The organism is Modicisalibacter xianhensis (assembly GCF_900113605.1).
GTDB lineage: Bacteria > Pseudomonadota > Gammaproteobacteria > Pseudomonadales > Halomonadaceae > Modicisalibacter > Modicisalibacter xianhensis.
The window spans coordinates 90,193-102,379 of sequence record NZ_FOPY01000003.1; the positions used below are offsets into that span (position 1 = coordinate 90,193).

Annotated in this window: 8 protein-coding genes; 5 read left to right on the forward strand and 3 right to left on the reverse strand. The window is 61.3% G+C overall.

The features are described from left to right. Window positions 1-240 precede the first annotated feature (240 nt). Together BM194_RS03900 and BM194_RS03905 are read left to right on the forward strand one after the other, a co-directional pair. The gene (locus BM194_RS03900) at window positions 241-1,773 is read left to right on the forward strand and encodes a ShlB/FhaC/HecB family hemolysin secretion/activation protein (RefSeq protein ID WP_244890869.1); all 1,533 of its coding nucleotides are present in this window, start codon (window positions 241-243) and stop codon (window positions 1,771-1,773) included. 66 nt (window positions 1,774-1,839) lie between these two features. Further along, window positions 1,840-4,092, forward strand: a complete 2,253-nt coding sequence (locus BM194_RS03905; protein ID WP_177223336.1) for a filamentous hemagglutinin N-terminal domain-containing protein — start codon at window positions 1,840-1,842, stop codon at window positions 4,090-4,092. An 81-nt stretch (window positions 4,093-4,173) separates the two neighbouring features. Here the strand turns inward: BM194_RS03905 and BM194_RS03910 are convergent, their stop codons facing one another. After that, window positions 4,174-6,033 carry a cellulose binding domain-containing protein gene (locus tag BM194_RS03910; RefSeq protein WP_092843862.1) on the reverse strand — a complete coding sequence of 620 codons (1,860 nt, stop codon included), beginning with the start codon at window positions 6,031-6,033 and terminating at the stop codon, window positions 4,174-4,176. A gap of 475 nt (window positions 6,034-6,508) precedes the next feature. Here BM194_RS03910 and BM194_RS03915 point away from each other — a divergent pair, with 475 nt between their 5' ends. From BM194_RS03915 to BM194_RS03925, 3 genes are read left to right on the forward strand one after another with little or no spacing between them, the layout of a single operon-like run. Next, window positions 6,509-8,296, forward strand: a complete 1,788-nt coding sequence (locus tag BM194_RS03915; protein WP_092843864.1) for a type I secretion system permease/ATPase — start codon at window positions 6,509-6,511, stop codon at window positions 8,294-8,296. Continuing rightward, window positions 8,293-9,633 carry an HlyD family type I secretion periplasmic adaptor subunit gene (locus BM194_RS03920; RefSeq protein WP_092843866.1) on the forward strand — a complete coding sequence of 447 codons (1,341 nt, stop codon included), beginning with the start codon at window positions 8,293-8,295 and terminating at the stop codon, window positions 9,631-9,633. The genes BM194_RS03915 and BM194_RS03920 overlap by 4 nt, the downstream gene beginning before the upstream one ends. Further along, the gene (locus tag BM194_RS03925) at window positions 9,633-10,997 is read left to right on the forward strand and encodes a TolC family protein (protein ID WP_092843868.1); all 1,365 of its coding nucleotides are present in this window, start codon (window positions 9,633-9,635) and stop codon (window positions 10,995-10,997) included. The genes BM194_RS03920 and BM194_RS03925 overlap by 1 nt, the downstream gene beginning before the upstream one ends. On the opposite strand, the gene siaD is transcribed toward BM194_RS03925, so the two are convergent. Then, window positions 10,998-11,786, reverse strand: a complete 789-nt coding sequence (gene siaD / locus BM194_RS03930) for a biofilm regulation diguanylate cyclase SiaD (protein ID WP_243836292.1) — start codon at window positions 11,784-11,786, stop codon at window positions 10,998-11,000. A 2-nt stretch (window positions 11,787-11,788) separates the two neighbouring features. After that, the gene (gene siaC / locus BM194_RS03935) at window positions 11,789-12,187 is read right to left on the reverse strand and encodes a biofilm regulation phosphoprotein SiaC (protein WP_279586999.1); all 399 of its coding nucleotides are present in this window, start codon (window positions 12,185-12,187) and stop codon (window positions 11,789-11,791) included.

The window sequence follows — 12,187 nt, forward strand, 5'->3', positions numbered from 1 at the left end:
GAAAATTACACACCCTATGGGCCGCTTGATCGAGCGACCGCCCTATCCTCCGTAGCCGTGCCTCAGCAGTGAGCTGAGCGCTATCTGATACCTGTCTATTCAAGCCGATCGGTGTCGTTACCGGCCGGCAGCGGAGGAGTCATGCCTTTTGTTCACTTATTGGCGCCTAAGCTTGGCGTCATGGCGTTATTTTGCTGTTCAGTCGGTGTCGCTTGTCTACTGGGAGACCCGTCGTATGCCTTGGCCGACGACAAGTCTGCCATCAACGGCGATGGACGTGGGGCGCCGAACCAAGAGACGACACTTGCCGTCAGGTTTTCCGGTGTCGAACTCATTGGCAATTCGCTGTACTCGGACCAGCGTCTCACCAGGCTGATTGCCAGCGATATGGCCAAGCCGCTGACGTTTACCGACGTGCAAGCCCTGGCAGCCAGAATAGAGACGTACTATCGCAAAAACGGTTATGACCTGGCGCGGGTTATCGTGCCCGAGCAAGCGTTTCGTGAGGGCAAGGCATTAGAACTCGTCGTACTGGAAGGGCGGCTAGGCACCATCGAGATCCGAGGCAACACTCGCTATCCGGACCGCTACATCATCGATACGCTGGAAACCTCTGGCCTCGAGCGTACACGGGCGTTTTCGCTCGGCGACGTCGAGCGTGGCCTGGCCCTGATCAATCGGCGTTCAGGCGTCGAAGTCAGCTCGACGTTACGCCCCGGTGAGGTACAGGGCGCGACCGACCTGGTCGTCGATGTCGATGAGCAGTCACGTATCACCGGGGCGCTGGAGGCCAACAATTATGGCAGCGAAAACAGCGGCAAATACCGCCTGGTGCCGGCACTTAGCCTGTTGAACGCGACGGGACATGGAGACCAGCTAGATATCCTGGGCATGAAATCGCTGGGCGATGGTGATGCCTATTTCGGCTACCTGGGCTATGAGACGCCTATCAATGCAGAGGGCACCAAGGCCCATGTCTACGGCTTTTCAGGCAACGTCGCCATTGGCCAGGACTTCAGGGTGCTGGAAATCGAGGGGGATAGTGAAGGCTGGGGCGTCGGGCTTTCGCATGATGTTGTCGTGTCCAGTCAATCCATCGTCAATGTCGGAGCCTGGCTGGAGGGGCAGGATCTCGAGCAGTCGATGCTCGGCATCACGACATCCAAGGACCGCGTGCGCAAGGTCCGCCTGGGGGTCAGTATCGACAGCACCGACCTGCAGGGACGCACCTTGTTGTCTCTCGATGTACACCAGGGGTTGGGCGATCGACTGGGCGGGATGGATGACGATGCATTGCTGTCTAGCCGCAGCTATGCCAGGGCCGACAACGATTTCACCAAGCTGACCTTCGACCTGGCGCGACTGCAACGCCTCAATGAACGCTGGTTAGTGGTGCCTCGTCTCTATGGACAGTATGCGTTCGACTCGCTGGTGGCTGGCGAACAATGGGCTGTCGGTGGCTTTCATTCCGTGCTGGGGCATCCAGCATCGGCGTTCTCCGGCGACAGTGGCTATACCGCTTCCGTCGAAGGCCGTTATTCCCTTCTCGGAGAGGATCGCTATCAGTTGATTGTGCGCGCAGACCATGGCCGCGTGTTCGTCAGACAGCCCTATCTTGGCCAGGCCGATGACCGCGACATCTCCGGGGCCGGGCTGGGCCTGCGTGCGCAGCCGTGGGAAAGCCTCGAGCTACGTGTCGATTACGGCGTGCCCATCGGCAGCGAAACGGGTGACGACGCCTACTGGTACGGTCAGGCCAGTTACCGCTTCTGACGGTGGCTCGTGTGGTTTGGCCGGGCCAGGGATAACAAGTCTCAGGGAACGAAAAAGGATATGACCATGGAAAGGATGCCCATAAAACGGCTGTTCTTGGGCCTGTCGATGCTGGGAGTGCAGGCAGTGGCGCTGGGTGAGCCCAACCTGGACCGTATCGCTGAAGGTAGCGCCACGGTAACGGCCAACCAGACGGTCAATGGTATCAATGTCGATACGCTGATCGAACAATCCTCTGGCAAGGCAATTCTCGAATGGAGCAATTTCGATATCGATGCCGGGGAACTCGTTCGCTTCATGCAGAATGGCTCCGATTCGGTGGCACTCAATCGCATCAGTGGCGACGCGACACAGATTCTTGGGCAACTCCAGGCCAACGGCCGGCTGTTCCTGGTCAATCCCAACGGTATCGTCTTCGGTGACTCGGCCAGGGTCGACGTGGCCGGCCTGGTGGCAACGACGCTCGATGTGGCCAACCAGGATTTCCTGCAGGGCAATTATCGCTTCGAGGGCCCGGCGCAACCCGGGGCGGAGATTCGCAACTCGGGCACGATCGACATCGACGACAATGGCTTCGTCTATCTGGTTGCGCCCGACGTCGACAACCGGGGGGCCATCAGGGCCAATCTCGGCCGTGTGGGGCTCGCCACGGATGGCAGCTTTACCCTCGACTTGAAAGGCACCGAGCTGGTCAGCTTTCAGGTCACGGAGGAGCAACTCGAGACGTCGGCGACGCAGGTCAGCAATGCGGGGTCCCTGGTAGGGGATGTCGTGATCCTGCAGGCCAACGAGGCAGACAAGGTCATGTCATCGGTCGTCAACAGCGGCAATATAACGGCGGCAACGGCGTTCGACATGGTAGGTGGCCGTGTTGCCCAGGAAGGAACGTTGACAGCGGGGGACGTAGCGCTCCGGGCCAGCGACTCTGTACTGCAGAGCGGCGATATCAGCGCAACAGGCCGCGTCGATATCGATGCCGATGTCGATATCGTCATGACGCAAACGGCCGAGACCCGAGCTGGCGGCGATATTCGCTACAATGCCGACGACGACCTGACCGTGAATACACTGACCTCGGAGAATGGCTATATCGGTCTGATAGCCGATAATCAGTTCGTCCAGACTGGCGATATCACCACGCGCGGCACCAGTGTCGAGGTCATGGCAGGCACCGAAGCCGCGGGTGGCCCCGGCAGTACCGGCGATATCGTCATGGCTGAGGGTGCTCGCACCCAGGCGGTCGATGACATCCGCTACCAGGCAGGGCGGGATTTGACGGTCGGTATGCTGGCTTCTCGACCGGATGACGATATCGAGCTGACCGCTGGCCGTAATCTGTATCAACGCGCGGACATCGTGGCGGCCGGTAGCGTCACTGTCGAGGCCGGCAACGATATCGTCATGGCACGTGATTCGATGACTCGGGCCGGGAGCGATATTCGCTACAATGCCGATGGCAACCTGACCGTGGCATCACTCGACTCCGACACCGGCTACATTGGCCTGCTGGCTGACGCGTCGATCATGCAGACGGGCAATATCTCGACCGGCGGTAGTAGCGTTCAGGTAGAGGCGGGTACCGTGGCTGCGGGTGGCCCGGGTGTCACCGGCGACGTTGTCATGGCCGAGGGGACGCGAACCCGAGCCACGGGCGATGTACGCTACACGGCGGGGCGCGACCTGATACTCGAAGCATTGGTGTCGTTGCCCGATGATGATGTCGAGCTTCAGGCCGGTCGGGATATCCATCAGCATGCCGACCTCTCGGCAGGCGGGCAGATCGCAGTAGCTGCCGGCAATCATCTGATCGTGAACGAGGGGATCGAGGCCCGTGCCGGTGAGGGAGCCACATTCACTGCCGGAAACACCATGGAACAGCGGGCAGGCAGTCGTATCGTGGCAGCCAAGGATATTTCGATCACGGCAGGCCGCTCGGTCAGCATGGCGGGTTCGGCACTGACGCGATCCGAGCAAGGAGATATCGCCTACCAGGCGGGGCGGCAGCTGACGGTAGGCCATATCATGACCTCGGACCGGCTCGATGGCGGCACTGTCAGTCTGAAGGCGCCAGCGATTTCCGGTGCTGCAGGCGGCGAGGGTGTCCAGGCCGGCTTCATCGATATCGAGGCCTCGCAGACCTCGGCCACGGCACTCGAGCGCGCGATTCGTTCGCCCTACGAGGTGACCCGCATCGTCGTCAACCAGCGTGAGGCTGGCGGCCGCATGACCCGGGATGCCCGTTTCATGAACGACCTGCTGCTGGTGCCCAATGGCATGACAGTCGCGCAACGAGTGCCTGTGCCGGATGCGGATCAATGAGATAGCGTCAAGTGGCGTTAGGCGCTGCGACGCGGGCGGAACCGGGGTTCCGCCCCTTGCTGAGTGATTTGACGAGTCGGCTCAGGCGAGAAGCGCCTCGGCTTGGGAGGCATCGATGCCCAGTAGCTGGGTCTGCACGGCCTCCGTTCCGTCACTGATGATAGTCATGTCCTTGGGAAACGCCTTGTCGTCTCCGTAGGCCTTGTAGGCGAATCGCCACACCTCGCCGGGGGCAAGTGTATTAGGCGAGTCATCGCTGATCCGATAGCCGGTATCGTCCTGGTTGGCGGCGCCGTTCCATACGGTGTCGAGATCATCGGCCAGGTCGAACTGCAACTCGGGGTTGGTGATTTCCACTTCCGAGGTATTCTCGACGAAGATTTCCGCGACATAGCCGTCGTTCCACTCGCTCCTGACCCGACCGCTAACGGTGACGTCGCCTTCCGGCTCGCTAGCGGTATCTCCTGCCTGGGCTATTTCACTACTGTTGCCTTCGAGAATGTCTTCGGCAGAAGGGACCTTCGGCGCCTCGCCTCGGGATGTGCGCCCGGATTCGACATCAAGCATGGTGCCGTCACCGAAGACGACTTGTTCGATATCGTGCAGACTGTCCTTGCCCACCTGAACGTTGTCGCCGCTGATACGGATATCGCTTTCATCGTAATCCTGTAGATAGAACGCGATATCGTCGCCCTCGCCGCCATCGAGCCGGTTCTCTCCCCAGCCATCCGCCGGGCCCGCCTGCAGGATATCGTCTCCCTGGCCTCCATATAGGGTGTCATTGCCCTCGCCGCCGTTGAGATAGACGCCGTCATCAGAACCCTGTATGACGTCGTCGCGACGTGAGCCCACCACGTAATCGAAGGTGACCTGGTTGGCCTCGACATCGGTGGCCGCTCCCCAACTTGTACCGTCTTCATTGAACCATAGAGAGGTCGAGATATCGTCGGCACCACGTATCGACTGATCAACCTGCACCGTGTTGCCGTGGTCGCGACCGCCATGAAAGTTGATGTCGCGGTCCGTGGAGCGCACATGGGCATCGTTGTCCACCGAGGATCGCCATGAGGCAAACAGCAGGCTGTGGCGCATGCCGCTGTCGCTCAGGTTGGTGTAGCTGCCGTCATAGCTCTCACGCAGTTCGTAAGCGTAGCCGCTGCCGCCGGAGCCCTTATTGAACGCGCCATGGGCCTCGATATCGTCAACCCGGCTATCCAGTGTCTTGGCAAAATGGTAAGCGGTGGAAGGGCCGTTGATGACCTGAATATCCGATAACTGGCTATCCACCGTGCCGTTCACGCAGACGGCCATGAAGTCCTTGAGATCCGACATGGTATTCTTGAATTTGCCATTGTCTGGCGTGCCCAGTTCGAATTCGATGCTGAAGCCTTGCAGGGCGACATCGCTCAGGGTATCGAGACGCTCGACCTGGGTCTTGCCGTCGTCGAAGTCGAAATGCACTCCCCGGTCCAGGGTGATCGTCCGGCCATCGATAGACTCCACTCGCGCCATGCTGGTGCGCAGTGGGGCATTCTCCTTGCGCCAGGCCGTGTCGCCGATCTCGTCGAAGAATGCCGAGTCGTTATCCTGCCAGAGGCGCAGGGTATCTCCGGGCTTGAGGTCGCCGACCTTGTCCAGGGTGATGCGACGCTCTCCTTCATCGGCATCCCGGGACAATCTTCCCACCGTGGCTCCATCGCTGCCGTCCAGTTGAATGGCATAGCCATCGCCGTTGTCCAGCGCCCGGTTGGTGAAGCTCAGGGTGGTCTTGCCGCTACCTGCTCCCTTCAAGGTCACGTCGGAGCGGGTAATGGTCAATGAATCATCGAACGCGTAGTTACCTTCACCGAACTCGATAATGGCGTCTTTCGGGGCATCGTTGATGAGGGCTTCGAGTTGGTGGGCGCTGGTGCCCTTATCGATTTTCAGGGTACTGCTCATGCAATGTCTCCAGTAAGCATCTTGATGCTTCTGGCAGATCCGTTGCCGACGAAGCGCTGCCTGCCGCGGTTATCAGTGTGGCAGGCCCGGTCGATACGCTGCGCACCACAATTCCCTTTCCGGTTGGCTGCCTGGTTATTGCTGGGCAGGCGGGCGGATGCTAGCGGCCAGGCGAAACGCAGGGCAACCGAGCACTTGCTAGGGTTTTTGGTTGCAAAGTTTTTTTGTGTATCGAGGTGACGCTGATTGGCGACACGGTGTTTAATTCTTAACTTTATGTTTTAAATGATTTTTTAACGAGAGCGTAAGTTTTTTAAAATTAACGTTTTCTTTAAAAGAGAGAGCTGCGTTACGAAAGTATGTTTTTTGTGATCATAAAAGCGCTCTCAACTTTGTTACGCTTCGTGCCGTGCCGATAACCGTTCGTGCCAAACCGCCCCGCTTGACCCATGCCTCGATAGCCGTAGTGACGCCAATGACACCAAACCGCCATCCCAGTGAATTGCGGCACGCCTTGAAGGCCTGCTGTTCCTCGTTTGCTGCCGTGGGTGGATTCAGCCTGTGCATCAACCTGCTGATGCTGGTACCTGCCCTCTACATGCTGCAGGTCTACGACCGCGTCATCCCGACAGGCAGCATGGAGACCCTGGCCATGCTGACCGGGGTCACGGTCTTTTTCTTCATTGTCATGGGCGGGCTGGAACTGGTCCGCTCGCGGATTCTCGTACGGGTCGGCAATCGCCTGGATATGCTGCTGAACCCGTGCTTGTACAGCGCCATGTTCCGTCGCAGCGTGACCACGCCGGGGCAACAGACGGCACAGCCGCTCAATGATCTGGCGACGCTGCGCCAGTTTTTGGCGGGCAATGGCTTGTTTGCCTTCTTCGATGCACCCTGGGTACCCATCTATCTGGGCATCCTGTTCCTGTTCGACGTCTGGTTCGGCGTCTTTGCCAGTGTCGCCGCGTTGATTCTTCTGGCGTTGGCCGTTGCCAACGAGAAGGCGACACAATCGCTGTTGGCCGAGGCGGGCAGCGAGCATATCCAGGCCCAGGACCTGGCGACGAGCAACCTGCGCAATGCCGAAGTCCTGCATGCCATGGGCATGCTGCCCGAAATCATGGGCCGCTGGGCGGCCCGCCACGAGGCCTTCCTGATCAAGCAATCCCAGGCCAGCGACCGGGCGGGGACGCTATCCAACCTGTCAAAGATCCTGCGCCTGCTCTTCCAGTCGCTGATTCTCGGCCTGGGGGCCTGGCTGGTGGTCAAGGGCAGCCTGACCCCGGGCATGATGATCGCCGGCTCGATCGTCATGGGGCGGGCGCTGGCGCCCATCGACCAGATGATTTCCAGTTGGAAGGGCTTCGTCGGCGCGCGCAACGCCTACCAACGTATCGAGGAATTGTTGGCCCAGCAGCCCGAAGCGTTGCAGTACATGTCATTGCCGGCACCACGCGGCGATATCTCGGTCGAAACCGTCGTCGCCGTGCCACCCGGGGGCAACCTGCCGACGCTACGCGGCGTTAATTTTTCGGTGGCCGCAGGCGAGCATGTCGGGATCGTCGGGCCGAGTGCCGCCGGCAAGTCGACGCTGGCCAGGGTCCTGCTGGGTGTCTGGCCGGTCCAGGCCGGCAAGGTACGTCTCGACGGGGCGGACATTGGTCACTGGAACCGCGACGAACTGGGGCCGCATGTGGGTTACCTGCCCCAGGATATCGAGCTCTTCGACGGTACTGTCAGCGAGAACATTGCGCGCTTCGGTCACGTCGATGCCGACAAGGTCATCGAGGCTGCCCGCAAGGCGGGCGTACATGACATGATCCTGCGTCTGCCGGAGGGCTACGACACGTGGATCAGCGCCCGAAGCGGAGCGCTTTCCGGCGGGCAGCGCCAGCGCATCGGCCTGGCCCGTGCCTTGTACGGCAACCCTGTCCTGGTGGTGCTCGACGAGCCCAACTCGAACCTGGATGACACCGGCGAGCGCGCCCTGGCACACACGCTGCAGAAGCTCAAGACAGATGGCGTCACGCTGTTCGTGATCAGTCATCGCACCAGTGTATTGAAAAGCGTGGACAAGTTGCTGGTACTCAAGGATGGCCAGGTCAGCCTGTTCGGCAGTCGCGACGAGATTCTGTCCAAGCTGGCGCGGCCGGTTCAGGCTCGCCCCGATACGGCGCGTCGCCAAGTCAGCGGCAAGACTCGCCTGGCCGCTGTCGGGGCAGACGCCGGACAGCCTCATCAAGACCTCGAGGAACAAGCATGAACGCCTTGCGTACACGCCAGCCAAGCCTGGAAACGCCAGTCCAGCCTCAGTTGCCCACCGGCGACAGGCGCTACCGGCAACTGGGGCTGGGCATCGTGCTGGCCTGCTTCGTGGGGTTCGGCGGTTGGGCGACGGCTGCCAACCTGGCCGTGGCCATCGTGGCCCCCGGCACGGTCTCGGTCGCGTCGTTCAAGAAGACGGTACAGCACTACGAGGGAGGTATCGTCAGCGATATCCTAGTCAGCGATGGCGACCATGTCGAGGCCGGCGATCCCCTGCTGATTCTGGATAACACCCAGGCCCTGTCGAAACTGGAAATCGTGCGTTCCCAGTACCTGATCAATCGCGCCACCGAGGTACGGTTGCTGGCCGAGCAGGCCGACAAGGCGAGCCTGGGCTTTCCCGAGTCGTTGCGAGACCACGAATCCGAGCGTATCGGCAATATCCTCGCGGTCCAGCGTGAGCTGTTCCAGGCACGCCGACAGACGATGCAGGGCGGGCTCGACACGTTGGAGCAACAGACCGTGCAACTGCGCGAGCAGATCGAGGGGCTGCAGCAGGTCATGGTCGTCAACCGCAAGCGGGTCGGGTCATTGCAGCAGGAAGCCGAGGATTTCCGGTCGTTGTACAAGGAAGGGCTCGGCAACAACCAGCGCGTGCGTGAACTGGAACGCCAGATTCTCCAGTACCAGGGCGAGAATGCCCAGCATCAGGCCGATATCGCGCGCCTGGAATCGCAGATCAGCGAAAACACGCTCCAGCGGCGGGTTCGTCAGCAGGAGTTCCAACAGGACGTCGGGGAGCAACTGCGCCAGGTGCAGGCGGACATCGCCGATGCCGAGGAGCGGATGACCGCACTGCGCGACCAGGTCAGACGCACCACGGTCACGGCCCCGGTCGCGGGAACCGTGGTGGGGCTGGCAGTGCATACCCAAGGGGCCGTGATCGCACCAGGAGATTCGATCATGGAGCTCGTGCCCAGTGACGACAGCTTCACGATCGAGACCCGTATCGCCGACCGTGACATCGAGACTGTCTTTCCGGGCCAGCGTGCCGACATTCGCTTCAGTGCGTTCAACCAGCGCCTGGCCAACGTCATCGAGGGCGAGGTCATGCAGATCTCGGCCGACAGCTTCGTCGATGAGGCCACAGGCGCCCGGTATTACAAGGCGCGTATCAAGGTCACCGAGCAAGGCAAGCGCAAGATGAACGAACACATGCAACTACTGGCCGGCATGCCCGCCGAGGTCATGATTCGTACCGGCGAGCGTTCGTTCGTCAGTTACATTGCCCAGCCGATCACCGACATGATGGCACGCGCCATTCGGGAGGGGTAATGGCAATGCGTCATCGACTCGGTGCGCTGGTGTGCCTGTGGGGCCTTGCGGGTACGGCACAGGCGCAGTTGCCGTCCCTGCCGCAGTTGTTTGCCCAGGCGCTGGCGCACGATGCCGGCCTGACCCGCCAGCGGTATGAATTCGAGGCGACACGCCAGGAAGTCGGCAAGGCCTGGGCGGGGTTGCGTCCGCAGGTCGAGGCCAGCTACAGCCATGTCTATCAGGATTCCAGCAACATCTATACCGAGAATCCCGAGAACTACGCCCAGAACGATCTTTATGATGAGCGTGTCGACGGCGAGATCGGCGAGGACGTCTGGCGGGTGCAACTGAGTCAGCCCTTGTTCAGCCTCGAGCGCTGGCGCCAGGTGGACAAGGCTAAGGCGCAGGTCTCCGCTGCCGAGCTGAATCTGGCCTTGGCCGAGCGCGATCTGGCGCTGGACGTCTCCCAGGCGTATCTCGATGCCTATCTGGCCTCGCAGACGCTGGCGCTGCTCGAGTCAAAGCGCGAGGCGTTGGCGTTGCAGCGTCGCCAGGCGCAGCGTGCCTACGATCTGGGGGTCGGCGATCGCATCAATCTGCTCGAAGCTCAGGCCCGCTTCGACCAGGCCGAAGCCGACCAGTACGAGGTGGAGAATGAACTGGCCAATGCACTCAGCACACTGGAACGTCTGACAGGCTCCACCCCCGAGTTTGCTCGAATAGCGGTCAGTAATGTGCAGGCCATCGAGGTCGCGCGCCTGCAGGGCGATCGTGACGCATGGCTTGCGCGCATCGCCGACAACCTGCAGGTCCGGCTGGCCGAGCAGCAGCTGCAGGTGGTCCAGGCCGATACCGCGATTCGGCGAGCCGGCCACTACCCGCAGGTCAACCTCAACCTGGGCTATACCGATCGCAACAGCCCCGATGAACTGCGTGCCAGTGAGGACGCCCAAGCCAGTGTGGAAGTCAGGGTGCCCCTCTATCGGGGCGGCTATACCCAGGCCAACGTCCGCCAGGGGGAGCTGTATGCCCAGGCCGGCGAAGCCGAGGTGACCGAAGCAAGTGAACTGGCCCGCCAGGAAGTTCGCCAGCGCTTGCGCGGCCTGGAAAGCAAGGCACGCCGCCTCGACGCACTCAAGCGCTCGCTGGCCTCGGCCATGCTGTACCTGGAAGCCGCCGACAAGGGAGAGCAGCTCGGCCTGCGCGACCTGGTCGACGTACTGGATGCCCGTGCCGATCTTTACGACCTGCGCATCGAGTTCGTCGAGGTCATCGGTCAGTGGCTGGCCGACAAGCTGGCACTGGAAGCGGCCGTCGGGGATCTCGAAACCCGCGATCTGGACGCGGCCATGGCGCTATTGGATAAGCTCAGCGCTGCATGATCAGGGCGCCAGCCGGTAGCGGTCGCGCCCCTCTCGCTTGGCCGTCAGCAAGGCAGCATCAGCGCGATTGATGGTGTCCTGAGGGGGCTCGCCAATACGATGTTCGGCGACGCCGACGCTGGCCGTGACCGCCAGGCTGACATCACCGACCTGAAGCGGCAGCGCACGCAGATGCGCGCAGATGCGCTCGACAGTCTGGCGCGCCTGGTCGAGGGAGGTATCGCTCAGCAACACCAGAAACTCCTCGCCACCCCAGCGCCCGCACAGGTCGCTGGCACGCAACTGGTTTTTCAGGACGCCGGCCAGTTCGACCAGCGCCTGATCTCCGGTCTCGTGACCATGTTGGTCATTGATACGCTTGAAGTGGTCGACATCGATCATGGCCACGCAAAATGGCAGGCTCTGGGCCTTGGAGCGCTGGGCGGCCTGCTGCAGATGGTCGTTCAGGAGACGGCGGTTGGCCAGGCCGGTCAGGGGATCCTGGGAAGAGGCGGTCTTGAGGGCCTGGTTGCGTTCGCGCATCAATTGCTGATAGCGGTCCGAGATGCGTGACAGCTTGCGTTCACGCTGTACCTGGCGATCGTATTGCGCCTTGATGGCCTGCATGTCCTCGCGGGTGAACTGCTGGTAGCTGTCGGCAATGCTGAGCAGGCGATCGAGACGCCGGGTCTGTGTCATGTGCAGGCGATAGAGTTTCGAGAGCGCCTGCTGCAGGGGATGACCCCGGTGCTCCGGCTGGTCGATCATCGCCTTGATGTCGGCCAGCAACCGTGCTTCTTCCTGGGTCACGATCAAGCCTGTTGCGGTGTGATGGTGAACGGGAAACTGCAGTCTTCGCGAAACTCCTCGGCAAGTTCGGCAATGCGTTCGTTGCGTGCATCGTAGTACCAGCGTACCTGCACGTCCTGTCCGGCTTGGTGCGCTTCCTCGAGCATGTCGAAGATATCCATCATCACCTTGACCGAGCTTGTGTTCAGGTAGACGAGCCCGAGATCGAGGTGCAAGGGACGGTCTCCCTGGGCCAGGTAGCTTTCCACCCAGTCGATGACCTGGCCGAAGAGCTCGTAGGAATTTTCCGGGTAGGAGTCCCCCTGCATGGCCAGGCGGCCGGCTTGCCACTCCCCCTGAACGGCCGGGGTGGATTGACTGCCGGGAATGTTGAGGTCGTTGGTCATTGTCGATGTGGCCAT

Bases quoted from the DNA above. Each gene is read 5' to 3' on its own strand.
- BM194_RS03905 (WP_177223336.1), top strand. From the start codon at position 1,840: ATGGAAAGGATGCCCATAAAACGGCTGTTCTTGGGCCTGTCGATGCTG.
- BM194_RS03910 (WP_092843862.1), bottom strand. From the start codon at position 6,033: ATGAGCAGTACCCTGAAAATCGATAAGGGCACCAGCGCCCACCAACTC.
- BM194_RS03915 (WP_092843864.1), top strand. From the start codon at position 6,509: ATGACACCAAACCGCCATCCCAGTGAATTGCGGCACGCCTTGAAGGCC.
- BM194_RS03920 (WP_092843866.1), top strand. From the start codon at position 8,293: ATGAACGCCTTGCGTACACGCCAGCCAAGCCTGGAAACGCCAGTCCAG.
- BM194_RS03925 (WP_092843868.1), top strand. From the start codon at position 9,633: ATGGCAATGCGTCATCGACTCGGTGCGCTGGTGTGCCTGTGGGGCCTT.
- siaC (WP_279586999.1), bottom strand. From the start codon at position 12,187: ATGGCCACATCGACAATGACCAACGACCTCAACATTCCCGGCAGTCAA.